Source organism: Dermacoccus barathri, assembly GCF_015070805.1.
GTDB classification, from domain to species: domain Bacteria; phylum Actinomycetota; class Actinomycetes; order Actinomycetales; family Dermatophilaceae; genus Dermacoccus; species Dermacoccus abyssi.
Genome location: NZ_JADCTK010000004.1, coordinates 389,946 through 413,632 on the forward strand (window position 1 = coordinate 389,946; position 23,687 = coordinate 413,632).

Sequence of the window (23,687 nt, forward strand, 5' to 3'; positions counted from 1 at the left end):
CAATTCTGGCAGACGCTCCTGGCCGTTCCAGCCGTTCGGCGGGATGGTTTGATGGCAGGCATGGCTGCACCGTCCTTCGTCCCCCACGCCGCCTCCCTGCCCGAGGGATGGGAGTGGCTGGTCGGCACTCCGCTGCAGATCGTCGTGGTCGTGCTGGGAGCCCTGGCCGTGCGCTGGATCCTGCACCGGGCCATCACCCGCGCGGTCCACGCGATGGAGACGCGAAGCACCACGCCGGAGGTCGGCGAGGAGGGCGCTCTCTCCCCCGCGAGGGCCCGTCTGCGGGCCGCCGCTGGCCTCGACGACGAACGCCGCCGTCAGCGCGCGGCAACGATGGGCTCGCTCCTGCGGTCGGTGACGACGGTCGTCGTCCTCGCCGTCGCCACCCTCACGGTCGCCGCGCAGCTCGGCATCCAGCTCGGCCCGCTCATGGCGAGCGCCGGCGTGGCAGGTGTCGCCGTCGGTTTCGGTGCGCAGTCGCTCGTCAAGGACTATCTGTCGGGCATCTTCATGATCTTCGAGGACCAATACGGCGTCGGCGACGTCATCGACACCGGAGAAGCCGTCGGCACCGTCGAGGAGGTGACGCTGCGCATCACTCGGCTGCGCGACGCCAACGGCGTCGTCTGGTACGTGCGCAACGGCGAGATCATCCGCGTCGCGAACCGCTCCCAGGGGTGGTCGACATCGCTCGTCGACGTCCCGGTGTCGTACGACGCGGACATTCGCAAGGTCACCTCGGTGCTCGACGAGGTCGTCGACGCGCTGTGGCAGGACGAGACGTGGGGCGCCAAGCTCATCGAGCGCCCCGACGTCGCGGGTGTCGAATCGGTCGGAGGAGGCGCGATGACCTTCCGCGTCATCGCCAAGACGGCACCGAACGAAAACTTCGGTGTGACGCGCGAACTGCGACGCCGCGCCGTCATCGCCCTGGAGAACGCCGGAGTGAAAGCACCACCGGTCGTTCCGGGCTATGGCAACGTCAACCCGAACCTGCCGCCCGTGAAGTAGTCGGCCCCGGGTGCAAGACTGGTCACATGACTGAGGCAACCCTGTACGAGAGGTTCGGCGGCCACGAGACGTTCCACCGCCTCGTCGAAGTCTTCTACGACGGCGTGGCCTCGGACGAGAAGCTGCGGGCGTTGTACCCCGAGGAGGATCTCGAACCGGCGAAGCGCCGTTTCGAGATGTTCCTCGAGCAGTACTGGGGTGGCCCGACGACGTACTCCGAGGAGCGCGGGCACCCGCGCCTGCGGATGCGTCACATGCCGTTCGCCGTCACACCGGAGCAGCGTGACCGCTGGCTCACCCACATCATGGCTGCCTGCGACACCGTCGATCTCGAGCCGGAACTCGATGCGCTCCTGCGCGACTACCTCGTGCGTGCTGCGTACAGCCTCGTTAACACACCCGGCCCTGAACCGGAGAACCCGATCCGCTGAGTCTGGCCCTGCCGCCCAACGGTGAAACGCGTTTCGCGTGGGCAGACCTCGGTTGGCACACTGGGTCGGTGAGCCAAACGACCACCTGGAACAGCCAGTCCGCACCCGCCCACGACCAGACGCCAGAGGCCGAGTGGTGGCGCTCGTCGACGATCTACCAGGTCTACCCGCGCTCGTGGGTCGACTCGAACGGTGACGGCGTCGGCGACCTGCCGGGCATCACCTCGAAGCTGCCCTACCTGCGCGATCTCGGCGTCGACGCCCTGTGGATCTCCCCCTTCTACCGCTCGCCGATGGCGGACGCCGGCTACGACGTCGCCGACTACCGCGACATCGACCCGCTCTTCGGATCGCTCAGCGACGCCGACGACCTCATCGCACGCGCCCACGAACTCGACCTGCGCGTCATCGTCGACCTCGTGCCCAACCACTCCTCCGACGAGCACGAGTGGTTCAAGGCCGCCCTCGCGGCCGGCCCCGGTTCGCCGGAGCGTGAGCGCTACATGTTCCGCGACGGCAAGGGCGAGAACGGCGAGGAGCCACCGAACGACTGGAAGGCCATCTTCGGTGGCAACGCCTGGACGCGTGTCACGGACGCGGACGGCAACCCGGAGCAGTGGTACCTGCACTTGTTCGACCCCAAGCAGCCCGACTTCAACTGGAACAACGAGGCCGTGCGCGAGGAGTTCCTCAGCATCCTGAGGTTCTGGCTCGATCGGGGTGTCGACGGTTTCCGCGTCGATGTGGCCCACAGCCTCGTCAAGGCCGATGGCCTGCCCGACCACTCCGCTCACGCCAAGATGGCCGGACTTTCCGACGCGAACCACGACAACGGCGGCCCGATGTGGGATCAGGACGGCGTCCACGAGATCTACCGCGCATGGCGCGAGGTGCTCGACTCGTACAACCCCGTCGACGACGAGCGCTACGACTCGGCGGGTGACCGCGCCATGTGCGCCGAGGCATGGGTCAACCCGCCGGAGCGCCTCGCGCGCTACGTGCGCCCGGACGAGTTCCACCAGGCCTTCAACTTCGCCTTCCTCGAAACGCCGTGGCGTGCCCCCGATCTGCGCGAGAGCATCGCGTCGTCGTACGCCTCGAACGACGCTGTCGGCGCCCCGACGACGTGGGTGCTGAGCAACCACGACGTCGTGCGTCACGCCACGCGTTTGGCACTGCCGATCGGTGAGCCGCGCCCCAACGGCATTCGTGCCGAGGACCCGCAGCCGGACGCCGCGCTCGGCCTGTGTCGCGCCAAGGCCGCCACGGCTCTGGAGCTGGCGCTGCCCGGCGGCGCCTACCTCTACCAGGGTGAGGAGCTCGGCCTGCCCGAGCACACGACGATGGCCGACGAAGCCCGTCAGGACCCGACGTGGGAGCGTTCGGAACACACCGAGGCCGGGCGCGACGGCTGCCGCGTGCCGATGCCGTGGGCCAAGGACGCGCCGTCGTTCGGCTTCGGTTCCGGTGACGCCCCGTGGCTTCCGCAGCCCGACGTCTACGGCGACCTCGCCGTCGACCAACAGGACGGCGTGCCCGGATCGACCCTCGAGTTCTACCGCCACATGCTGCGCGAACGCCGCGCCCGTCGCCTGGGTGAGGGCGCCCTTACGTGGGTGGAGGGGCCGGCCGACACGGTCGCCTTCGTCAACTCGCGTGACGGCCACGGGGACCTGTGGTGTGTGACGAACTTCGGCGGGGCCACGACGCTGCCGGACGACGCCGTCGTCGTCGTGCGCAGCGACGAGCGTGACGACCTCACGGTGCCGACCGACGTGACGGTCTGGTTCACCCGCGCCTGATCGCCGCGAATCAACAAGCGCTGCCCCGCCGAGACTCTCGGCGGGGCAGCGCTTGTTCGGTTTCGGCTCAGACCGGAACGGCTCAGAACGGGTAGTCGGCGATCTCGAGGCGGACCGTCACCCACTGGAGTTCGGTGAAGGCGTCGATGTTCACCGAGGCGCCCCCGACACGCGAGCCGTTGCCGGAGTTCTTCACTCCGCCGAACGGCACGTTGGGCTCGTCGGAGACGGTCTGCTCGTTGATGTGGATCTTGCCGACGTCGACGAGATCGGCAAGACGCATGGCCTGCCCGACGTCGCCGAGGATGCCGAGCGAGAGGCCGTAGTCGTCGTCACCGACGATCCGCGCGGCTTAACCGAGTGTCAACCGTTGGCCACCGGTCACGACGCGTTGGACTTCCTCGTCAGCGAATCACGTGTGGTGCCATCGAATTTGAGCGACTACTCGCCAGGGTAGGTCACACCCAACTGGCGCCGTACGTCGTCCATGAGTTCCATGATGCGCAGGGTCTCTGCGTGCGACATGAGTGGCGACTCGCTCTCCCCTGCCGTGATGCGGCGCGCCACCTCGGCAGCTTCGTAATGCAACGCGTGGATCGTGTCGGGTGAGCGGTACTCGTCGATCAGTTCACCGTCGTTCGACAGGAGCCGTACTCGCGTGGGGAAGTAGAACCAGCCGTCGATCTCGACCCGGCCGTGCGTTCCGGCCACGACGGCGGTGTTCGGCGTCTGCGTGGCCATGGTCGTCGAGGCAGTCGCGACAGCGCCGTCAGGAGTCGTGAGGACGATGACCTCGGATTCGTCGACGCCCTGGTCGGTGAGCGTCCCTCGCGCGGTCACTGAAGAGAACTCTGGAACGAGCATCGCGGCGAAGGACAGTGGGTAGATGCCGAGGTCGAGCAACGCGCCGCCGGCAAGGGCCGGGTCACTCAGGCGTTGCGGGCCGCCCGGAAAGAGTGCCTGGCCGTGGTCCGCCGCAATCCACTTCACGTCGCCGATGAGGCCACTGGCCACAGCCCGCCGCACGACGTCGTAGTGAGGCAGGAACCGCGACCACATGGCCTCCATGCAGAAGACCCCTGCTTCGCGCGCCGCATCGAACACCTCACGCGCTTCGGCCGCGTTGCGCGTGAAGGCCTTCTCGACGAGCACGTGCTTGCCTGCGCGGATGGCCGCCAGTGCGTGATCGCGGTGCTCGCTGTGAGGGGAAGCGACGTACACGACGTCGACCGAGGAGTCCGCGACCAACGCGTCGTACGAGCCGTACGCGGTTGCTCCCGGAGCGAATTCGTCGACGAAGGTCTGAGCTCGCTCCACGCTGCGCGATCCCACGGCCACGATGCGCTGCTGGGTCTCGGCCCCGATGGCGGAGGCGAATGTCCGCGCGATGCCACCGGGTGCGATGACGCCCCACGCGAGGCCGGGAGCCTCCTGAGGGTCGGGCGTGGACGGAGCTGGAAGGCGGCGGTCGTCGGATGTACGCGTCATGCGACGACCCTATCGAGGCGTCAGCGCACGAGCACGTGGCCGACGGACGTCGACACCCGGTGCCAGCGCGCGGTGCCGAACACGTGGGCCTCCGAACCGATGGCGAACCCGAGGGCGTAGATGCCGAGCGCCGCGCCCGCCGGAAGCCCGTCGGCACCGCCCAGATCTCCCGCGATGGGCCGGTTCCAGACCTTCTCGCGCAGCTGCTCGACGGCGGCTGCGCCGGCTCCCTGCGGGGTGCCCTCGGCGACCTGCGCAATGCCGTTGCGGGCAACCTGGACGAGATCCGCCAGGGGTAGTCGCGCGAGCGGGGACCAGCCGGCTCGCGGGGGTGTCACCGCAGCCCACGTGGTACGCACGGTGGTGGGCGGCACCTCGAGCAGGCGCGGGTCGGCGTTCCGACGACGCGCCAAGCGGTCGCTGACGGCGCGCAGCGGCACGACGGTGTCGAGGGGGTGGTCGACCGGTTCCGCCAGCCGGAGGACTCGAAGCCCGACGACGGTTCCCTCCCCCATGAGCCCGCGCCCCTTGCGGACGCCCACCCACGTGGCAAGCGTCGCGCCGTCCGCCTGGAGACGGATGGCACCGTCGTCCTCGAGCGTGCGTGCGCGTGAGACGAAGGTGGCGAGGTCCTCGGCCGTCTCGTAGTCGGCGAGGTGGAGCGGGCCCGTCACGACGACGAACGCTCCGCGCGCTTGGCGCTGTTGTGGCGGAAAGGCACCGCAGGTCCGAGAAACGTCGACAGGCTCTCGCGGTCGACAGGATCAAGACGACGAGGACGTTCGGCCTCGAAGTCGTACCCGACGAGCGTGGTCTCGGCCAGGGCGTACGTCGTGGAACCGACGCCACCGTCACGGACCTCGTAACCGATGTCGTAGGACGCCCCGGTCAGGCGTGTCACCCACATGGCGACCTCGATGGGTTCGACGCGGAACACGAGGGGCGCCCGGTACTCGATCTCGTGACGCGCCACGATGATTCCCTCACCGACGACGGAGCGAGCTCGCCCGAACCATTCCGTGAAGGCGAGGATGCGCGCGTCTTCGAGGAGGCGGAGGAACTGCACGTTGTTGACGTGCCCGTAGGCATCCATGTCGGACCAGCGCAGGGGCACGGGAACGACGGAGCAGCGTTCGGGAGCGAAAGTCATACCTGCATTGTGGCGCGTCCGGTGACGTGCCGTGCACTCGCCGTCCACCAAACGTTCACGACCTCCTGTTCCCGATGGGTAACCTCTCCGGGTGAGCGAAAACAAGGATGAAGCGCAGGTTCCGGTCGACCCCATGAGTTCGCTGCTGCACGTACTCGATCTGCAGCCGGTGGGAAGCGCGACCGTCAGTGCCACGTTCAGCGCGCAGACGAGCCTGGCCGACCTCGGCCAGAGCGAGGCGGACGTCTTCGTCGGAGAGTCCCAGCCGCAGCCCCACGGGCGCATCTTCGGCGGGCAGGTGCTGGCCCAGTGCGTCATCGCGGCCGGTCGCACCGTGACCCCCGCGGACGGGCGCCCGCCACGCTTCATCCACTCACTGCACGGCTACTTCCTGCGCCCGGGCGACTCGATGCAGCCCGTTCACTTCGCCGTGGAGCGCCTGCGTGACGGCGGTTCCTTCTCCGCGCGCCGGGTTCACGCCATCCAGAAGGGCGCGCCCATCATGAGCGTCATCATGAGCTTCCAGGAGGAGGCCGAGGGCATCGACCACCAGGTACCCATGCCCGAGGTCACCGACCCGCTCGACCTCCCGACGACAGCGGACGTCGTCGGCGACATCGACCACCCGATCGCGCAGCACTGGGCGCACGGGCGGGCGGTCGACGTCCGTCACGTCGAGGGCGCGCTGTACCTGCAGCCCGCATCCGAACGCACGCCGCAGCAGCACCTGTGGATGCGCACGTTGAGCGCCATCCCGGACGACCCGCTGCTCGGCGCCGCCGTGCTCGCCTACGCCTCCGACTACACGATGCTCGAGTCGGCGATGCGCGCGAACGGGGTTGCCTGGGTGACGCCGGGCTTCCGCGCTGCGAGCCTCGACCACGCGATGTGGTTCCACCGCCCGGTGCGCCTCGACGACTGGATCCTCTATGCCCAGGATTCCCCCTCCGCCCAGGGCGGACGCGGCCTCGGTACCGGGCGCATGTTCACGCGTGACGGCACCCTCGTCGCGACGGTCGCGCAGGAGGGCATGATGCGCGTCAAGGACCTCTCGGTTCTCGACTGAGGGCCCGCTTCGGTGCGGCGTGACCACGCGCCGGAACGTGCGTGACTTCCGACGCCGGACGGTGTGAGGTGGAGCCATGACGGACATCGATCGCGACATCACCCTCTCCGGCGCACTCGTGCGCCTCGAGCCTCTCTCCCACGATCACCACGACGGGCTCGTCGAGGCCACGAACGACGGGCAGATGTGGACGCGCTGGTACACCTCGGTGCCGCGCCCGGAGGGCATCGCCCAGATGATCGACGAGCGTCTGCGCCTCAAGGACGAGGGTTCGATGGTGCCGTTCGTCGCGGTGCGTCAGTCGGACGGCACCGTGCTCGGCAGTACGGCGTTTTACGACATCCGGCCCGAGGTGCCGCGCGTGTCGATCGGTTACACGTGGAATCGAGCCTCGACGCACGGCACGGGCACGAACGTGGAGAGCAAGCTGCTGCTCATGACCTACGCGTTCGAGACGGCTCGGTGCGCCGGCGTCCGGTACGAGACGAGTTGGTCGAACCAGCAGTCGCGTGCCGCGATCGAACGCCTGGGGGCGCACCTCGACGGCGTGCTGCGGGCGGATCGACTCGAAAGCAACGGCGCGCTGCGCGACACCGTCGTCTACTCGATTCTGGCGCACGAATGGCCGAGCGCGAAGGCGAACCTCGAGCTGCGTCTCGCGCGCCACTGCGATTGAGTCAGCCCGCGGCGCTCCAGTAGGCCTGGGCGTGAAGCCGTTCCTTACCGACACCGTGATCCTTGCGCAGGGCTCGCACGACGGCTCGCGTGGCCGAGGCCTCAGTCGTGACCCAGAAGCGCGTCGTGGCTTCGCCCGCGAAGTCGTGCGTGCGAGTGAGCAGCGCCTCGTCGCCCATGGCGAACCACTCGACGTCTGTAGCGGCCGCTAGGCCGAGTGGAATGTCGCGGTCGTCGTCGTACTCGCTGTGCAGGAGCACCGTTGCCGGAGCCTCGGACCAGTGATCCAGCAATGACCGAATGGCAGGTACGCACGCCGTACCGCCGATGAGGACCGTTCGCTCCCAGGACGTTCCGGGCGCCGGCTTCTCGGACGGCCAGGGGCACTTGGAGCCGAGCAAGGACGCGCGAATGCGGGTGCCGGCGGTGACGTTCTGCGACCAACGAGCGGCCACGCCGTCGTGGAGCGCGAATTCGAGGGTGGCGCGGCCGCTCGCCTCGTCGGCGTCGACGAGGGTGAAGGCACGCTGGTGGTCCTTGCCGTCGTCGTCGAACCACAGGCGAAGCCACATCGACGGGTGTAGCCCGTGGGTGCGCAGGAAGTCGCCGCAGTCGACGTGCACGCGGTGGTAGTGAGGCGTGACGGGTTCGCTTCCGAGCACGACGAGCTCGGTGTTCTTGGCGCCGAACGCGTTAACGACGAGGCGCTCGAACGAAGGTGACATGGTTCCCTTTCGCGCGGGGTAGGACGCAGTCACCCTAACTTAGGGAACCGTCGGTAGCTGCCCGGACCATTTCCCGGAGCAACCGATCCGCGTCGTTCTAACGCGGACGTGTGCGGCCCAGCCAGCAACACAGCCGAGCCGACAGCCAGCAAGGAACAACGCTGGAAGCGGACTCGGAGCGCACGAAAGCCCACAGTGTGACCCCGAGCTTGCGAGGGTCACACCGTGGGCTTTCGTGAAGCGACGCCCGACGCGCTGTCGCACCGAGCGAACTGAGCGAGCTTGCGAGGTCAGTTCGCCGGAAGACGGCGCAAGGGAGAGGCTGCCTGTCGTACCGAGGTTGAGTTCCGAGCCTGCGAGGAACTCAACCCGGAAGACGGGCCAATGATCGCCTAATCGCGCGTGAGGCGGCGGTGCGTCACGCGGTGGGGGCGTGCGGCTTCGGCACCGAGGCGCTCGATCTTGTTCTTCTCGTAGTCGTCGAAGTTGCCTTCGAACCAGTACCACGCCGAGGGGTTCTCGTCGGTGCCTTCATAGGCGAGGATGTGCGTCGCGACGCGGTCGAGGAACCAGCGATCGTGGCTGATGACCACGGCGCAGCCCGGGAAGTTGAGCAGCGCGTTCTCGAGGGAGCCGAGGGTTTCGACGTCGAGGTCGTTGGTCGGCTCGTCGAGAAGGAGCAGGTTGCCGCCCTGCTTGAGGGTGAGCGCGAGGTTGAGGCGGTTGCGCTCACCACCGGAGAGGACACCGGCCTTCTTCTGCTGGTCCGGCCCCTTGAAGCCGAACTGCGAGACATACGCACGGGCCGGGATCTCGACCTGACCGACCTGGATGTGGTCGTTTCCTTCGGAGACGACCTCGAACAGGGTGGCTTCGGAGTCGATGCCGCCGCGGTTCTGGTCGACGTAGCTGATCGAGACCGTGTCACCGATCTTGACGGTGCCCCCGTCGGGCTCTTCGAGGCCGACGATGGTCTTGAAGAGCGTCGTCTTGCCGACACCGTTCGGGCCGATGACGCCGACGATGCCGTTACGCGGAAGCGTGAACGACAGACCGTCGATGAGGACGCGGTCGCCGAAGCCCTTCTTGAGGTCGGTGACCTCGATGACCTGGGCGCCGAGGCGCGGGCCCGGCGGGATCTGGATTTCCTCGAAGTCGAGCTTGCGCGTGCGCTCGGCCTCGGCAGCCATCTCCTCGTAGCGGGCGAGGCGGGCCTTGCTCTTCGTCTGGCGAGCCTTGGCGTTGGAGCGGACCCACTCGAGCTCGTCCTTGAGGCGCTTCGCGAGCTTCTGATCCTTCTTGCCCTGGACCGTGAGGCGCTCCTGCTTCTTCTCCAGGTAGGTGGAGTAGTTGCCCTCGTAGGGGTAGAGGCGGCCGCGGTCGACCTCGCAGATCCAGCCGGCGATGTTGTCGAGGAAGTACCGGTCGTGGGTCACGGCGAGCACAGCGCCGGCGTAGGAGGCGAGGTGCTGCTCGAGCCAGAGGACGGACTCCGCGTCGAGGTGGTTGGTGGGCTCGTCGAGCAGGAGAAGGTCCGGCTTTTGCAGCAGGAGCTTGCACAGGGCGACGCGGCGCTTCTCGCCACCGGAGAGCACGCTGACGTCTGCGTCACCGGGCGGGCACCGCAGGGCGTCCATGGCCTGCTCGAGCTGGCTGTCGAGATCCCACGCGTCAGCCGCGTCGATCTTCTCCTGGAGCTTGCCCATCTCCTCCATGAGGGCGTCGAAGTCGGCGTCCGGTTCGGCCATCTCGGCGGAGATCTCATTGTAGCGGTCGAGATCCTGCTTGATCTGCCCGAGACCCTCTTCGACGTTGCCGCGCACGGTCTTGTCCTCGTTGAGCGGCGGCTCCTGGAGCAGGATGCCCACCGAGTAGCCGGGCGACAGGCGTGCTTCGCCGTTGCTCGGCTGGTCGAGGCCGGCCATGATCTTGAGGATGGTCGACTTGCCGGCGCCGTTCGGGCCGACGACGCCGATCTTCGCGCCCGGGTAGAACGACATCGAGACGTCGTCGAGGATCACCTTGTCGCCAACGGCCTTGCGTGCCTTGGTCATGGTGTAGATGAACTCTGCCATGGCTCAGAGGCTATCGGTTTCGCGCGGCACGGCGCGACTCGTCACTGCGCACCCGCCCTGTTCCGACGCCGGAGACCGGGCTCACGGGTCCGGGCTCCTGACACGCACGCCGTCGCGTTCGCTCACGAGGCGAGCCGCTCTCCCTGTTCTGTCGCGGCGTCGCCGGTGTCCGCCTGGCCGTTCATGTTGGCCGCACCGACCTCCTTGCCCTCGGTCACCGCGTCCTGCCGCGCATCGCTGTCGCCCTCATCCGGCGCGAGGTCACCCTCCAGCTCACGCATGGCGAGGGTGACGGCGTCGTCGGCCAGACGGTCATTGCTCGGGTTGACCGGCCGGACGCTCTTGGTGAACGTGCTCTGACCGAACTTCAACGACGGCCCGATGTCGTGGGCGTCGATCTGTGCGCTCGTGCGCAGTTCGCCGTCACGCGCTTCGTACTGCGTGAGCCGCAAGCGCCCGGTGACCATGACGTGCTGGCCCTTGGTGAGCGAGTGGTAGGCGTTGCCCGCGAGCGCCCGAAAGGCCGTGACGCTGAAGAACTGCGCTTCGCCGTCGCTCCACGAACCGTCCTCGGCGTTCCAGCGGCGCGGGTTGACCGCGATGCGGAAACTGACGAAGGGATCACCGGCCCGCGTTTTCCGCAGGACGGGGTCGCTCACCACGGTGCCGCTGACGTCGACCTTCACTTCGTTCATGACTCTCTCCTCCTCGTGTGCACCGAACCGGGTTCGGCGACGGGCGCTCACCCACGCCAATGACGCTAGGAACGTCACCGTCGCCTGACCAGGGCAGAGCCTTCGAGGGTGTGGAAAGGCCTCCCCGGAACGTGTCCGGGGAGGCCTTTCCACAGGTGAGAGTTACTCCGAGGCTTGGGCCAGCGCCTTCGCGGTGTCGTCGTGACGTGTCACGACGGCGGCGACCGGCGCCACAATGCGCTCCTGGGCAACCTCCGTGATGGCCGCGTACAGGCGCTCACGAGCGTCGTCGCGAGCACGCGCCGCACCGGCGCGGGCAAGGGATCGCGCCAACAGGGCGAGCAGGAAGCCGAGCAACAGCCCGACCACGACCATGACGAGCGGAATCGGCAACCAGTCGCCACCGAGCGTCGGCACTCCGACGTCGATCTGCATCATGCTGAAGCCGAAGAGCACGAGCAGCCACACGGCCCCCGCGAGCGCCACCGCGGCGAAGATCCACTGGAGCACGGCGGCAACGCCCCACCACGCGGGGAAACGTCCGCGCAACGGAGTACGCATCACGGCCTGGTCGAGCGCGTCGGCCATCGAGCCGTCCCGCGGCGTGGCGGCGGCGCGCACCTCGTCGGCCCACGGAGCAGGCATCCCGTCGGAGGCCCGCTCGCCGAGGCGCCTCGTCGCGAGATCGACGGCTGCGCGGGCAGCGGGGCTCGCCGGCGGCAGCGACGACTTTCCGAGAGCGATGCGGCGGTCCGCACGGCTGAGGTTCGCTTCGGCCTGGGTATCGAGACCCAGACGGGAGAGCGGCTTGGCCTTGAGGTTCTGCGTCCAGCGCGTGAACGGCCAACCGGTGCGGCGGGCCGCTTCGACGCGGTAGTCGCGTTCCACAGCGTCGAGCGCCACGTTGACACCGGCGGAGTCTGCGAGCGCCGAGACGAGTTCGTCGTTCGATCCGGTGACCCGCTGGGGACGAACGGATCCGACGTGCGAGTTGAGGCGCTGTGCCTGGTGCCGCAGATCGCCGGCCAGACGTCGGTCGGAGGCGTTCTTCGACTGCACGAGGTCGGCGAGGGCGTCGATGAGCAACTCGCCGCCACCCGTGGCGATCGTCGAGGTCGGCAGAACGACAGCATCGGTCAGCCCGTCCTCCTCGAGCAGACGCGTGAGGTCGGCGAGGCAGCTCTGCGCGGCCTCGGGCGTGAGCCGGTCGACCTGGTTGAGGACGACGACGGACGTCGCCTTCGCGACGGCCAGCTGGCGCACGTACTGCTCGTGCAGGACGGCGTCGGCGTACTTCTGCGGGTCGGTGACCCACACGAACAGGTCACACATCTCAAGCACGCGGTCGGCCTCGGCACGGTGCTCGCGCACGCGGGAATCGAAGTCGGGAAGGTCGAGGAGCACGAGGCCGTCGAGCTCGGCGTAGCGCGGCATGCTCGGGTGCACCTGGTGACGTGCGGAGATGTCGAGCCAGTCGAGCAGTTCTCCCGGCACGCTCTCGCCCCAGATGGCGGCGGAGGCGCGCGAGGTCGTCGGACGTCGCGCACCGATGCGGGAGACGGGCTCCCCGACGAGGAGGTTGAACAAGCTCGACTTGCCGGAGCCCGTAGCGCCGGCCAAGGCGACGACGGTGTGGTCGCCCCCGAGGCGCGAACGTTCGGCGACGCGCGCCAAGAGCTTGCGAGCCACTGCGACGTCGTCGGCGGGCAGAGCCGCCCCGCCGAGCGTCAGCGCGCGCTGGAGAGCGCCGGCGCGGCCGTCGACCTCCTCGCGCGACACCGGGGCCACGACGGGGCGCTCCTCGCGCTTACCGCGGGCGAACGGGTTCCAACTCATCGTGCGTCCTTCACGGCCGCGAGGGCCTTCTCGATGCGCTCGGGGGCGCCTGGAGCGAGCGCGACCTCTGCGAGGGCTGCGTCGTAGCGCTGCTCCTCACGCTCGAACAGCTCGGTGATGCGCTCAAGCAGCATGCCGCGGGCCCGGTTCGCCAGGGTACGAACGGCCTGGTCGCCGAAAATCGCTTCGAGGAGGCGCTGCGCGAGAACGGCCGAGCCTCCCGCGATGCCGACCTCCGCACCGCTCAGACCGTACGTCGAGGCGAACGTGATGAGCATGAGCATGACGGCGATGCCGTTGACGCCGAAGGCGAGGAAGCGCGCTGTCGTGCGCTTGTCGCCTGCCTCTTCCCGCACGAGGTCGAGCACATCGCCCTGCCAGTCGCGGACGAGACGTTCGACTGTGGACGTGAGCTCGGGGCTCGCGGCGTTCAGTTCGGGGTGGCGGGCCATGATCGGCTTGCCCGCAGGGTCGAGTCGCCAGGCGCGGCCCGCGTCGAGGGCAGCCGATTCTCCGTGCGACGTGACGAGCTGTGCGACACCGGACTGGAGGGCCTCCCCCAGATCACGAGCCGGAGCAGCGGTCTCGGTGCGGGCGCGGAAGAAGCCGGTGACACGATCGCGGAGCTTGCTCACGCCGGCCTCGAACTGCTTGAGCAGCTCGCCGGTACCGACGAGTTCCTGCCAGCGCGCGAGCACCTCGCCGCGCAGCAGGGTGCCGTCCTTGAGGCCTTCCTCGACCGCGCGCAGCTGCTCGGCGTAAGCCTCGGACGCGGCGCCGGCCAACGTCGTCGCCGCCTCGTGCTGCGCGCGTCCGGCCGCGACAGCACCGCGGGCGCGCCCGTCGAGGGAGTCGAGCGCCCCGTCGAGCGTTCGACGGATGACGACCTGACGCGACAGGGCGTCGTTGGCCAGCGAGTGCAGCCAGCTGGAGATACGTTCGACCTCGATGTGCGGCAGCATGCCGTTCTCGTCGAGCGTCGATTCTGCGACGGCGAACACCGGCGACTGGCCGAGGCCCTGCGCCGCGAGCATGCGCGCGAGGTCGGCACGCACCTCCTCCATCGCGTCACGAGGCACGCGGTCGAGCACGACGGCCACGGACGTCCCGCGGTCGATGGCCTGCTCGAGCATCTCCCACGGCACGGCGTCGGCGTAGCGGACAGCGGTCGTGACGAACAGCCACAGATCAGCCGCGGAAAGCAGCTGGCGCGCAAGGTCGCGGTTGGCGGAGACGACCGAGTCGATGTCAGGTGCGTCGAGCAGCGCGAGACCGCGGGGCACGGAGGCGGACGCGACGAGGCGCAGCGACGACGGGTCGTCACCCTGCGTCGCAGCGCCGGTGATGCGCGAGAGACCCGGCAGGACGCGCTCGCCGGTGAACCATTGAGCGTCCGAGGGATGGTGGATGAGCACCGAGGCTCGCGTCGTCGGGCGCAGGACGCCGGAGCGTGTCACCTGCTCCCGCACGATGGAGTTGACCAGCGTCGACTTGCCTGCGCCCGTCGAGCCACCGATGACGGCGAGCAGCGGGGCGTCGAGGGATTCGAGGCGCGGCAGGACGTAGTCGTCGAGCTGCGACACGAGCTCCCCCTGCTCGCGGCGCTGCTTGGCGACGTCAGCCGTCTCGAAAGGGAGGGCGTTGGCGGCGACAGCGGCACGCAACTCGCCCACGGCGCGGTGCAGGCGCGCACCGTCGAAAACTTCGTTCACCCGTACAGTCTCGTATGCCGTTGGCGCGCACTCAACTCGGAACGCGTCAGGATGTGAAGAGTTGCTGACCCACGAAGCCACCCTTGGGCACTCCCGGCGGCACGGCGAACAAGCCGGAACCTGTGTGCTTGAGGTACTCCATGAGCGCATCCTCACGCGACATCCGCATCTGCATGGGGATGTACTGGCGTGACGGCCGCCGCACGTAGGCGAGGAAGAAGAGCCCCGCGTCGAGTCGTCCCAAGGCATCGTTTCCGTCGGTGAAGTTGTAACCGCGTCGCAGCATCTGCGCGCCGCCGTTGTTCTTCGGGTGGGCGAGGAAGACGTGCGAGTTCTTCGCGATGAGCGGCTCGCCCCCGCGTCCCTTCACATCGAACTTCGGCTCGTCGAACTCCTTGCCACCGGAAAGCGGCGCACCTTCGGGGCGGTCACGCCCGATGATGGCTTCCTGCTCGCGCAGGCTCGATCGGTCCCAGGTCTCGAGGTGCATCGTGATGCGACGTGCCACGAGGTAGGAGCCGCCTGTCATCCAGTCGGCCTTCGGGTCGTCACCGCGGCCGACCCACACGTGGTCGTCGACAACGTCACGGCTCTCGGCCTTGATGTTGGCCGTACCGTCCTTGAAGCCGAAGAGGTTGCGCGGCGTGGCCTGGCTCGTCGACGTCGAACTGGTACGCCCGAAACCGAGCTGCGCCCACCGGATGGCGGCCAGTCCGAAGGCGATGCGAGACAGGTTGCGGATGGCGTGCACGGCCACCTGCGGGTCGTCGGCACAGGCTTGAACGGCGATGTCGCCGCCACTGCGGCGCGGGTCGAGTTTGTCGGCCGGGAAGTGCGGCAGTTCGCGCAGTTCCTTGGGCTGCTTGTCCGCGAGCCCGAACCGGTCCTTGCCCTTCTCGTCGCGGAACAGCGTCGGGCCGAAGCCGAAGGTGATCGTCAGGCCGGACGGCGGAAGGTCTTCGGCCTCACCCGTGTCGGCGGGTGGCGCGTCGTAGGCGGTGGCCTCGTCGGAGGCCGTCTCGCCTCGCATCATCCGCTCGGCGGCGAGGCTCCACGCCCGAAGCAGCGATTCGAGTTCGTCGCGCGTCGTGGCAGTGACGTCGAACGTCGCGAAGTAGAGCCTGTCCTGCGCGGGCGTCACGATGCCCGCTTGGTGTTCCCCGAAGAAGTCGTAGCTGCGCTCCCCCGGCGACGGCTTTTCATCGGCTGCAGCGTGAGAGGCACCCCACCCCCCCGCGAAACCGGCAGCACCGAGTGCCGCTCCACCACCGGCGAAGCCGAGCATCCCGCGGCGCGAGACGTTCGCCATGCTCACTCTCCTCCTTCGCGTGCGGTTTCCCGCGCGGTTACCTTCGCCCCCACGCCGAGCACGGGGGCGAAGGCACACCTCACAACGTGACGGCTGCCGTCAGCTTCGACAGCGGCTCACTCAGGGCGTTGACTGCATTCGACAGTTCCTTGACCTCGGCGTCACTCAGTTTGTCGTACGTCTTGAAGACGACGTCGTCACCCGAGCCCGAGACCTTGTGCTTGTCGAGCAGCTTCTGCAGCGCGGCGAACTTCGTCGCGATGCTCGAATCGAGCGACGCGTCCTTCTTCTTGAGCAGCGGACGCAGGTTCTCCCAGGCGATGCGGGCGCCGTCGACGTTGCCCTGGAAGTCCCACAGGTCGGTGTGCGACCAGGCTTCTTCCTCGCCGGTGACCTTGCCGGTGGCAACCTCGTCCATGAGCGCCTTCGCGCCGTTGCCAATCTTGTCGGCGGAGAACGTCGTCGTCTTCGTGCGCTTCTCGAGGGTCTTGGTGTCCTTGAGCAGCTGGTCGGCGATCTTCGTGCGATCAGCCTTCGACATGGCCGTGTAGCCGGTCTTCGGCGGCCACAGGTCCTTCTCGATACGGTGCCAGCCGGTCCACTCCTGGCCCTTCTCGAGGTCGGCCTCGCGCAGGTCCATCTTCGGGTCGAGGTCGCCGAAGGATTCGGCCACGGGCTCGATGCGTTCCCAGTGCAGACGCGCCTTGGCGTAGAGGGCGCGGGCTTCGTCGTCCTTACCGGCCTTGTACAGGTTGACGAACTTCGTCGTCTGCGTCGTGAGCGAGCTGGCCTGGTCCTTGACGTACGACTGGTACTGCTTGTCGGCGGTCTCGACGAGCTGCTTGTCGGCTCCGCTGGGCGCGAGGTCCTTGCCGGAGTCGGTGACCTTGAACTTGGCGGCGATGCCCTTGCCGACCATGCCCGGCTTGCACGCCGTGTAGTAGTCGCCCGGCGCCGCCTTGACGACGAGTTCACGCGTGAGACCCGGAGCGATGTTCTCGACCTCGCCGACGATGCGTAGCTTGTCCTCACCGAGGAGGTAGAACTCGGTGACCTTGTCGCCCTCGTTCTTCACGCTGAAGACGACGTTGCCCGACGGCGCCTCGGACTTGGAGACCTTGCACTCGGAGGCGGTCGAGGAGACGGTCAGCTTGCCGTCGCCGGACTTCGAGTCGGACGAGGACGAGTTGCTCGTGCAGCCTGCGAGTGCGAGGCCGGCGACGGCGAGCAGGGCGCCGCTGCGAGCGAGGGTGGGTCGGGTGGTCATGCCGTCACTTTCTGGGGAGTAGTCGAAGCCGGCCTCGCGGCCTTGGGGTTGTGGGAGGCACGCACGCGCTTGACGAAGATCGTCATGACGACGGCGACGTAACTGACCCACACGATGAGCTCCAGCCACGTCGTGGCCGGCGAGAAGTTGAGGGTGCCCTTGAGGAGCGTGCCGAGCCACGAGGTGGGCTCGATGGTGTCGCTCACGTCGAAGGCGAGGTTGTGCAGACCGGGCAGGATGCGCGCTTCCTGCAGGTCGTGGACGCCGTAGGCGAGAACACCCGCGGCGACGAGGATGAGGAAGCCACCCGTCCACGTGAAGAACTTCGACAGGTTGAGCTTGAGCGCGCCCTTGTAGAACGCGAACGCGAGGACGACGGCCGTCGCGATACCGAGCGCGGCACCCACGAGCGGCGCGGTGGACGACGACGAGCCGGAGCTGGCCGCCTGCGTCGCGGCCCAGAGGAAGAGCGCGGTCTCGAGCCCTTCGCGGCCGACGGCGAGCATCGCGACGACGACGAGGGAGGCACGCGACGCTTCGGCTGCTCGATCGACGTGGCTCTTGAGGTCACCGGAGAGGGTGCGCGCCGAACGCGCCATCCAGAAGATCATCCAGGTGACGAAGCCGACGGCGACGATCGACAGGCCACCACCGATGGCCTCCTGCGCCTCGAACGTCAGGCCGTTGGGGCCGTACGTGAGGAGTGCGCCGAAGGCGAGGGAAACGCCCACAGCCGCGGCAACGCCGAGCCAGATCCTCGGCAGGAGGTGTCGTCGATCCGACTTCACGAGATACGCGACGAGGATGACGACGACGAGCGACGCCTCCAGGCCTTCGCGAAGACCGACGAGATAGTTGCCGAACACGAGCACCCCCAGAGCGGGTTAGGTATACCTGAGCGAGGTAAACCTAACCTATCCCCGTGAATTTTCCGCCGCCAGCCCCTCAGTTCAGGACCAAAGTCACGTTCGCGCGACGGCTCCTGGCCAGCCATCTGTTGGTGCGGCGCGGACCGCTCGCTTCGCTCGGGCCCACGCCGCACCAACGAGTACCCCCGACAGGATTCGAACCTGCGACCTAGAGATTAGAAGGCTCTTGCTCTATCCAACTGAGCTACGGGGGCTCACGCAGTACCCGCGCCTCACGAGGCGAAGGCCCTGCGAAAACACAAAACCCCCTGAAATTTCAGGGGGTTTCGCGTCTGGGGTGAGTAACGGGACTTGAACCCGCGACATCCTGGACCACAACCAGGTGCTCTACCTGCTGAGCTATACCCACCATGTGCGCGACCGGGGAACCCCGGGTCAGGCAGCGCGGACGAATATACCCGACGGTGCCGCCGAACCCCTAATCGCGCGCGGCCGAAGGTCGGCCCTCGACCTGGTACTTCTTCGCGATGACCTGGGCCTCGTTGGACGACGGCCCGGGCTGCTCGACGAAGACCGCTTCACGGTAGTAGCGCAACTCCGCGATCGACTCACGGATGTCGGCGAGAGCGCGGTGACCGCCGTTCTTGGCGGGGGCGTTGAAGTACGCCCGCGGGTACCAGCGGCGCGAGAGCTCCTTGATGGAGGAGACATCGATCGTGCGGTAGTGCAGGTGGCCGGCCAGCTGGGGCATGTCGCGCTCCAGGAAGCCACGGTCGGTGCTCACCGTGTTGCCGCCGAGCGGCGCCTTTCCAGCGTCCGGAGCGTGAGTCATGACGTACTCCAGGACGAGGGCTTGGGCTTCCTCCATGCTCATCCCGTGCTCGAGTTCCTCGAGCAGACCGGACTTGGTGTGCATCTTCCGCACGAAGTCGCCCATCTGCTCCAGAGCCTCCGGCTCGGGGCGAATGACGACGTCGACGCCGTCACCGAGTTGGTTGAGTTCGAAGTCGGTGACGAGCGCGGCGACCTCGATGAGGGCGTCGTTCTCGAGGTCGAGGCCCGTCATCTCGCAGTCGATCCAGACGATGCGGTCGGTGTGGGCGCGGTCGGAGTCAGTCACGCCCCACATCCTAAGCGAGCCTTCAGAATGGCCAAATGCGTGCACCCCACCCCGTGGCGGGGTGGGGTGCACGCGTTTCGAGTCGGGAGATCAGCCCCGCTTGCCCTCGAACCACCGACGACGGCGGTCTTCACGCTCGGCGCTCACGGCACGGAACTCACGCGTGTTCGAGTGGTCGTAGCGAGCACGGTTGCTCTCGACCTCAGCCCACTTCTCCTCCAGCGGACGCTCCGCCTCCGCCTTCTTGGCCTCCTTGAGGCGCTCGGCCTCGACCTTCTTCTGCTCGGCCTTGACCTTCGCCTCCTGCGCGGCGAGACGCTCCCGCACGGCGCGCTTGTGCTGGCCCTCGGCGAGCGCACGGCGACGGCGCTGCTCACGGTCGGCGGCCACCTCGGCACGTTCGCGCTCGGCCTGCGCCGCGGCGTCGCGGCTCGGCTTGGCGTCGGCTCGCCGCTGAGCCTTGGTGACGGTGGCGTCGTCGCTGAGGTCCGGCGCCTCGTCCTTCGTCGCGGCAGCGATCTTGGGCGCACCCTCGAGCGTGCGGGTCGACGGCGTGACCGGCTGCTTCTCCGGGGAGCTGCTCTGCGCAGCGGTGGTGCGCTCGTTCGAACGCTCTGCCGGCACGACCGGCATCATGTTCTCGACCGCTTCATCCGGGACGCCCGAGTCGACGCGCAGTTGGTGCGCCGCCTCCACGAGGTCGTCGTACTTCTGGGCCTTCTTGTCGATGCCACTCTCGTCGCGCACGGGCAGAAGGACGAGTTCCTCGGCCGGGTAGCCCGTCTTGAGCTGACGGGTACGCAACGTCTCGGCGTCGAACTCGGCGCCGAACAGCATCGCGAGGTTCGTGATCCACAGCCACAGCAGCACCATGATCGCCGTGGCGAGCTGGCCGTACTTGCCGTAGTTGCCCATGTTGGACACGTACCAGGCGAACGCCGCGGAGCCGATGACCCACACGAAGAACGCCAGCACGGCGCCAGGGTTGAAGATGCCCTGCTTGAAGGGGCGTCGCACGTTCGGCGTGGCCCAGAACATGAGGCCGATGATGAACATGACGATGAGGACGACGAAGGGCCACTTCGCGATGTCCCAGACCATGACGGCGGTGTCGCCGAGTCCGATCAGCGACCCCACTTCCTTCGCCACCGGGCCGGTCATGACGAGCGCCATCGCGGCGATGACGAGCAGGATGACCTGGATGATCGTCACGAGGTACAGCCACGGGCGCAGCTTGAAGACGGGACGACCTTCCGCGACGTCGTAGATGCGGTTCTGCATGCGGGCGAAGGCCCCTACGTATCCGGAGGCCGACCAGAGCGAGAGCAGGATGCCGAAGAAGAACGCGAAGCCGGCGCCACCACTCGTCTGCAGGCCGTCGATGAAGTTGCGGATGCCGCCGAGTTCGCTCTCGTCCATGCCGGCGATGGCGGCAATCGACGTGACGACGCTGTTCGTCGTCTCCTTGCCGTCGCCGAACAGCCCGAGCAGCGAGACGCCGGCGATCATCGCGGGCACCATGGCCTGGATGGAGTAGTAGGTGAGCGCGGCGGCGAGGTCGGTGCACTGATCCTGCGAGAACTTCGCCAGGGTGCGCTTGAAGGCCACCTTGTAGTCGGGCTTGGCGTCGAGCACGGGCGGTTCGCCGTACGGACGCTCAACCCCGGTGTCAGGTAGGTCGGTCATGTCGTTCGTCTCCGAGATCTCGATGATCGAAAAGGTTCTCGCCAGAATCTATCGTCCCGACGCCACCTGTGCAGTGCGCCCGTAGAGGTGAAGACCCACGATGACCCGCGGCGCCCACCCCTCGGGAGGTGGGGTCGAACCGGCCCACGCCCCCTCTGCGACAACCGATTTGGCCACCAGACGGCCCTGAGGTAAGGTTTCTCCTCGTTGCGCGCCAATAGCTCAATTGGCAGAGCAGCTGACTCTTAATCAGCGGGTTCGGGGTTCGAGTCCCTGTTGGCGCACCGAAGGAAGGCCCACCGGCGACGGTGGGCCTTTCGCTTTGCCCGGCGAACCTCCACGTCGAATCGCCCGCCGGGAGGGCACGGCGTGCGTCGAGACCCGGCGTCAGCACGCCGTGGATCGCCGCCATTGCGGGGATTTCACGTTTCATCGTGCGTTCAGGTAATGTTTCACCTCGTTGCGCGCCAATAGCTCAATTGGCAGAGCAGCTGACTCTTAATCAGCGGGTTCGGGGTTCGAGTCCCTGTTGGCGCACCGAAGAAAGGCCCACCGGCAACGGTGGGCCTTTTGCTTGCCCTCAGGCGGCCCCTGAGCGCGCATGACGAAGGCCCGGTCTTCCCACGTGGGAAGACCGGGCCTTCGTCATGCGATACGAATCAGGAACGCAGACGCTTCGCGAGGCCGACGAGAAGCATGAACGCGCCGACGCCACCGAGACCCATCGCGACGCGGTCCTGACGCAGGTCGCCGTCGGCGGTGCGCGTAGCGTCCGTCAGAGCGAGACGAGCGCTCTCCGACTGACGCTTCGCGATCTCCTTGGGCTGGGCGCGGAAGGCCAGCTCGTCGATCGTGCCGGCGAGACGCGAACGCGACGCGGCCAGCTCGGCCTCGATCTGCTTGGCGGTCTTGGGTGCCATGGTGTGGATCTCCTTGCCACGTGCGGAAAACTAGGCTCTTGACCCACAGGTTAACGCACCGCGGCATCTTCACCGGAAGGACTTCCCATGACCCGCCTCGAGACCGGCACCCCTGCACCGTCGTTCACGCTCACGAGTGACAAGGGTGCAACCGTCAGCCTCGGCGACTTCTCCGGTCGCAAGCTCATCATCTTCTTCTACCCGGCCGCCATGACGCCGGGGTGCACGAAGGAAGCCTGCGACTTCCGTGACTCTCTCGAGCCGCTGCGCGCTGCTGGCTACGACATCGTCGGGATCAGCCCCGACTCCCCCGCCAAGCTGGCCCAGTTCGTGACGAAGGAATCGCTCACGTACCCGCTGCTCTCCGACGAGTCGAAGGAGACACTCGAGGCGTACGGCGCCTACGGCGAGAAGAAGCTGTACGGCAAGACCGTCGTCGGCGTCATCCGCTCGACGTTCGTCGTCGACGAGGAGGGCAACATCGAGGTGGCTCGGTACAACGTCAAAGCAACGGGTCACGTCGCCTCGTTGAAGAAGGCTCTCGGCCTCTCCGAGTGAGATGACCAACGAGCGGTGGCGGCCCCGGCGACGGTCACCACCGCTCGCGTACACTCGTGCGCGCTGCGCCTGTGGCGGAATTGGCAGACGCGCCAGATTTAGGTTCTGGTGTCTTAGGACGTGGGAGTTCAAGTCTCCCCAGGCGCACTCTCCCCAGCCCGTGCGAGGGCAACGTTGCCGCGCCCACACGGGGCTCGGCACAATCGAGATCGCACCGAGACCGAACATCCATGGAACCTTCGGGATGTCGGCCCTAAGGTGAATCACCGGCCCGTGCTCGAGTCCGGCACGCGCGGGCGTCACCCGCAGTCGAGGGAGACGACGTGCGCCGTTCGCTCACCGCCTTCGCCACCACGTTCGCCTGTGTGGGCCTCGTGACCGGGTGCTCGGACGCCCAGGTTTTCAGTGCCTCGTCGACGAGCCGCATGGTCAAGCCGACCGCTACCGAAGACGTCGCCGTCGACGGCATGGATCCCACCGGCGAAGAGCCGAGTGTGGAGGACACCGACCTCTCGATCGAGTGGACCGACATCCCTGGCGAAATCTGGGTGCGCGAGGCCGACTACTCCGGAGGGGAGTATTCCTTGACCGCCCTGTCGATGCCGGGCACTGAATTCGCCATCGCCGACACCTGGTCCGACGACGGCAATACCGTGGTGACGTATCCGTGCGCGGTGCAACGTCGAGTTCCCCTCTCGGCGAAGGTGCCCGGTGCAATTGCAGGGGTGAACACCCGATACAGCGTCACCTGTCACACCGGCGCCGCACTTCGAGCCCCCTCCCTCGCAGGGTCGTGGACGCGGAGCGAAACGTCGGGCGGCGGCAGCGAAGCAGTGTTCACGCTGGGTGGCCCCTCCGCGCAAGGGCGACCCCCGACCACGGAAACCGCAGAAGCCATCACCGACGTGACGATGCCGCCCACCGTCGTCTCCACCTCGCGGACCGCGAAGGCACTCGTCGTTCGTGCCTGGGCTCCTGCCGGTGCAACCCTGAGCGTCGACCCGGCGCAGCCCGAGGCGAGCGCGCCTCAGGAGGGAACCTGCACGTCGAAACGCCTCGGACCTTCCCGAAAGCGCGCCGGGGCTCAGGAGAACCTCTACGAGATCGAGTGCTCCGCCGGGTACACACGCCTCGACCTCACCCTGACGGCGATGAGAACCAGGCCCAAGGTCGGTGAGCCTCCGAGCTACGAAGCCGCCCAGGTATCGCTGCCACCCGCCAAGGAAGGGAAGTCGACCGCTTCCTCGACGGCGTCGACGCGATAGGCCGGTCGTCGCGGGTGGACGGGCGCC

The 23,687-nt window shown here is 67.7% G+C and carries 22 protein-coding genes and 5 tRNA genes; 10 read left to right on the top strand and 17 right to left on the bottom strand.

Annotation, left to right across the window (positions count from 1 at the left end; all coding sequences use genetic code 11):
• The first annotated feature begins 60 nt into the window (after nt 1-60).
• The 3 genes from IM689_RS09785 (at nt 61) to IM689_RS09795 (ending at nt 3,244) form a co-directional block, all read left to right on the top strand.
• Nucleotides 61-1,011 carry a mechanosensitive ion channel family protein gene (locus IM689_RS09785; protein ID WP_193643821.1) on the top strand — a complete coding sequence of 317 codons (951 nt, stop codon included), beginning with the start codon at nt 61-63 and terminating at the stop codon, nt 1,009-1,011.
• 26 nt (nt 1,012-1,037) lie between these two features.
• A complete protein-coding gene (locus IM689_RS09790) occupies nt 1,038-1,442 on the top strand; it encodes a globin (RefSeq protein WP_193643822.1) in 405 nt (134 codons plus the stop codon).
• A 68-nt stretch (nt 1,443-1,510) separates the two neighbouring features.
• Entirely contained in the window at nt 1,511-3,244 is a 1,734-nt protein-coding gene (locus IM689_RS09795; protein WP_193643823.1) for a glycoside hydrolase family 13 protein, read from the top strand.
• An 82-nt stretch (nt 3,245-3,326) separates the two neighbouring features.
• On the opposite strand, the gene IM689_RS09800 is transcribed toward IM689_RS09795, so the two are convergent.
• From IM689_RS09800 to IM689_RS09815, 4 genes are all read right to left on the bottom strand, one after another.
• Nucleotides 3,327-3,587, bottom strand: a complete 261-nt coding sequence (locus IM689_RS09800) for an aldehyde dehydrogenase family protein (protein WP_193643897.1) — start codon at nt 3,585-3,587, stop codon at nt 3,327-3,329.
• Nucleotides 3,588-3,685: 98 nt separating this feature from the next.
• Nucleotides 3,686-4,732 (bottom strand): Gfo/Idh/MocA family protein, encoded by a 1,047-nt coding sequence (locus IM689_RS09805; RefSeq protein WP_193643824.1) that lies wholly within the window; start codon nt 4,730-4,732, stop codon nt 3,686-3,688.
• 20 nt (nt 4,733-4,752) lie between these two features.
• Nucleotides 4,753-5,406, bottom strand: coding sequence for a hypothetical protein (locus tag IM689_RS09810; RefSeq protein WP_193643825.1), 654 nt, complete (start codon nt 5,404-5,406; stop codon nt 4,753-4,755).
• Entirely contained in the window at nt 5,403-5,882 is a 480-nt protein-coding gene (locus IM689_RS09815; protein WP_193643826.1) for an acyl-CoA thioesterase, read from the bottom strand. The genes IM689_RS09810 and IM689_RS09815 overlap by 4 nt, the downstream gene beginning before the upstream one ends.
• 91 nt (nt 5,883-5,973) lie before the next feature.
• Here IM689_RS09815 and IM689_RS09820 point away from each other — a divergent pair, with 91 nt between their 5' ends.
• The gene (locus IM689_RS09820; RefSeq protein WP_259921839.1) at nt 5,974-6,948 is read left to right on the top strand and encodes an acyl-CoA thioesterase; all 975 of its coding nucleotides are present in this window, start codon (nt 5,974-5,976) and stop codon (nt 6,946-6,948) included.
• A gap of 76 nt (nt 6,949-7,024) precedes the next feature.
• Complete coding sequence (locus IM689_RS09825) at nt 7,025-7,624, top strand: GNAT family N-acetyltransferase (protein WP_193643827.1); 600 nt, start codon at nt 7,025-7,027, stop codon at nt 7,622-7,624.
• Nucleotide 7,625: 1 nt separating this feature from the next.
• Here IM689_RS09825 and IM689_RS09830 read toward each other — a convergent pair whose 3' ends face one another.
• From IM689_RS09830 to IM689_RS09885, 12 genes are all read right to left on the bottom strand, one after another.
• Nucleotides 7,626-8,348, bottom strand: a complete 723-nt coding sequence (locus IM689_RS09830; protein ID WP_193643828.1) for a siderophore-interacting protein — start codon at nt 8,346-8,348, stop codon at nt 7,626-7,628.
• A gap of 392 nt (nt 8,349-8,740) precedes the next feature.
• Nucleotides 8,741-10,423 (bottom strand): energy-dependent translational throttle protein EttA, encoded by a 1,683-nt coding sequence (gene ettA / locus IM689_RS09835; protein ID WP_047311350.1) that lies wholly within the window; start codon nt 10,421-10,423, stop codon nt 8,741-8,743.
• A 122-nt stretch (nt 10,424-10,545) separates the two neighbouring features.
• Nucleotides 10,546-11,118: a single-stranded DNA-binding protein gene (gene ssb, locus IM689_RS09840; RefSeq protein WP_193643829.1), complete on the bottom strand. Its 573-nt coding sequence runs from the start codon at nt 11,116-11,118 to the stop codon at nt 10,546-10,548.
• A 162-nt stretch (nt 11,119-11,280) separates the two neighbouring features.
• On the bottom strand, nt 11,281-12,954 hold the full coding sequence (locus IM689_RS09845; RefSeq protein ID WP_193643830.1) for a GTPase family protein: 1,674 nt from the start codon (nt 12,952-12,954) through the stop codon (nt 11,281-11,283).
• Complete coding sequence (locus IM689_RS09850; protein ID WP_193643831.1) at nt 12,951-14,666, bottom strand: dynamin family protein; 1,716 nt, start codon at nt 14,664-14,666, stop codon at nt 12,951-12,953. The genes IM689_RS09845 and IM689_RS09850 overlap by 4 nt, the downstream gene beginning before the upstream one ends.
• Nucleotides 14,667-14,712: 46 nt before the next feature.
• The gene (efeB, locus tag IM689_RS09855; RefSeq protein WP_193643832.1) at nt 14,713-15,975 is read right to left on the bottom strand and encodes an iron uptake transporter deferrochelatase/peroxidase subunit; all 1,263 of its coding nucleotides are present in this window, start codon (nt 15,973-15,975) and stop codon (nt 14,713-14,715) included.
• A gap of 79 nt (nt 15,976-16,054) precedes the next feature.
• Nucleotides 16,055-17,242, bottom strand: a complete 1,188-nt coding sequence (gene efeO / locus IM689_RS09860) for an iron uptake system protein EfeO (RefSeq protein ID WP_047311347.1) — start codon at nt 17,240-17,242, stop codon at nt 16,055-16,057.
• Entirely contained in the window at nt 17,239-18,108 is an 870-nt protein-coding gene (gene efeU / locus IM689_RS09865; protein ID WP_193643833.1) for an iron uptake transporter permease EfeU, read from the bottom strand. The genes efeO and efeU overlap by 4 nt, the downstream gene beginning before the upstream one ends.
• A gap of 183 nt (nt 18,109-18,291) precedes the next feature.
• A tRNA-Arg gene (locus tag IM689_RS09870) sits at nt 18,292-18,365 on the bottom strand.
• A 79-nt stretch (nt 18,366-18,444) separates the two neighbouring features.
• A tRNA-His gene (locus IM689_RS09875) sits at nt 18,445-18,520 on the bottom strand.
• 69 nt (nt 18,521-18,589) lie between these two features.
• Complete coding sequence (orn, locus tag IM689_RS09880; RefSeq protein WP_193643834.1) at nt 18,590-19,240, bottom strand: oligoribonuclease; 651 nt, start codon at nt 19,238-19,240, stop codon at nt 18,590-18,592.
• An 81-nt stretch (nt 19,241-19,321) separates the two neighbouring features.
• The gene (locus IM689_RS09885) at nt 19,322-20,917 is read right to left on the bottom strand and encodes a YihY/virulence factor BrkB family protein (protein ID WP_193643835.1); all 1,596 of its coding nucleotides are present in this window, start codon (nt 20,915-20,917) and stop codon (nt 19,322-19,324) included.
• 211 nt (nt 20,918-21,128) lie between these two features.
• Here IM689_RS09885 and IM689_RS09890 point away from each other — a divergent pair.
• A tRNA-Lys gene (locus IM689_RS09890) sits at nt 21,129-21,201 on the top strand.
• 180 nt (nt 21,202-21,381) lie between these two features.
• Nucleotides 21,382-21,454: transfer RNA gene (locus IM689_RS09895), tRNA-Lys, on the top strand.
• 122 nt (nt 21,455-21,576) lie between these two features.
• Here the strand turns inward: IM689_RS09895 and IM689_RS09900 are convergent.
• Nucleotides 21,577-21,837: a DUF3618 domain-containing protein gene (locus IM689_RS09900; protein WP_193643836.1), complete on the bottom strand. Its 261-nt coding sequence runs from the start codon at nt 21,835-21,837 to the stop codon at nt 21,577-21,579.
• A gap of 87 nt (nt 21,838-21,924) precedes the next feature.
• Here IM689_RS09900 and bcp point away from each other — a divergent pair, with 87 nt between their 5' ends.
• The 3 genes from bcp to IM689_RS09915 all read left to right on the top strand — a co-directional run bounded on the left by bcp (nt 21,925) and on the right by IM689_RS09915 (nt 23,660).
• Nucleotides 21,925-22,395 (top strand): thioredoxin-dependent thiol peroxidase, encoded by a 471-nt coding sequence (bcp, locus tag IM689_RS09905; RefSeq protein ID WP_129662835.1) that lies wholly within the window; start codon nt 21,925-21,927, stop codon nt 22,393-22,395.
• A 65-nt stretch (nt 22,396-22,460) separates the two neighbouring features.
• Nucleotides 22,461-22,542: transfer RNA gene (locus IM689_RS09910), tRNA-Leu, on the top strand.
• Nucleotides 22,543-22,718: 176 nt separating this feature from the next.
• Nucleotides 22,719-23,660, top strand: a complete 942-nt coding sequence (locus IM689_RS09915) for a hypothetical protein (RefSeq protein WP_193643837.1) — start codon at nt 22,719-22,721, stop codon at nt 23,658-23,660.
• The last annotated feature ends 27 nt before the right edge of the window (nt 23,661-23,687 follow it).

What these genes read in the sequence shown, in the direction of transcription:
- IM689_RS09785 (WP_193643821.1), top strand. Translation starts at nt 61, where the DNA reads ATGGCTGCACCGTCCTTCGTCCCCCACGCCGCCTCCCTGCCCGAGGGA.
- IM689_RS09790 (WP_193643822.1), top strand. Translation starts at nt 1,038, where the DNA reads ATGACTGAGGCAACCCTGTACGAGAGGTTCGGCGGCCACGAGACGTTC.
- IM689_RS09805 (WP_193643824.1), bottom strand. Translation starts at nt 4,732, where the DNA reads ATGACGCGTACATCCGACGACCGCCGCCTTCCAGCTCCGTCCACGCCC.
- IM689_RS09815 (WP_193643826.1), bottom strand. Translation starts at nt 5,882, where the DNA reads ATGACTTTCGCTCCCGAACGCTGCTCCGTCGTTCCCGTGCCCCTGCGC.
- IM689_RS09825 (WP_193643827.1), top strand. Translation starts at nt 7,025, where the DNA reads ATGACGGACATCGATCGCGACATCACCCTCTCCGGCGCACTCGTGCGC.
- IM689_RS09830 (WP_193643828.1), bottom strand. Translation starts at nt 8,348, where the DNA reads ATGTCACCTTCGTTCGAGCGCCTCGTCGTTAACGCGTTCGGCGCCAAG.
- ettA (WP_047311350.1), bottom strand. Translation starts at nt 10,423, where the DNA reads ATGGCAGAGTTCATCTACACCATGACCAAGGCACGCAAGGCCGTTGGC.
- ssb (WP_193643829.1), bottom strand. Translation starts at nt 11,118, where the DNA reads ATGAACGAAGTGAAGGTCGACGTCAGCGGCACCGTGGTGAGCGACCCC.
- IM689_RS09845 (WP_193643830.1), bottom strand. Translation starts at nt 12,954, where the DNA reads ATGAGTTGGAACCCGTTCGCCCGCGGTAAGCGCGAGGAGCGCCCCGTC.
- efeB (WP_193643832.1), bottom strand. Translation starts at nt 15,975, where the DNA reads ATGGCGAACGTCTCGCGCCGCGGGATGCTCGGCTTCGCCGGTGGTGGA.
- efeO (WP_047311347.1), bottom strand. Translation starts at nt 17,242, where the DNA reads ATGACCACCCGACCCACCCTCGCTCGCAGCGGCGCCCTGCTCGCCGTC.
- orn (WP_193643834.1), bottom strand. Translation starts at nt 19,240, where the DNA reads ATGTGGGGCGTGACTGACTCCGACCGCGCCCACACCGACCGCATCGTC.
- IM689_RS09885 (WP_193643835.1), bottom strand. Translation starts at nt 20,917, where the DNA reads ATGACCGACCTACCTGACACCGGGGTTGAGCGTCCGTACGGCGAACCG.
- IM689_RS09900 (WP_193643836.1), bottom strand. Translation starts at nt 21,837, where the DNA reads ATGGCACCCAAGACCGCCAAGCAGATCGAGGCCGAGCTGGCCGCGTCG.
- bcp (WP_129662835.1), top strand. Translation starts at nt 21,925, where the DNA reads ATGACCCGCCTCGAGACCGGCACCCCTGCACCGTCGTTCACGCTCACG.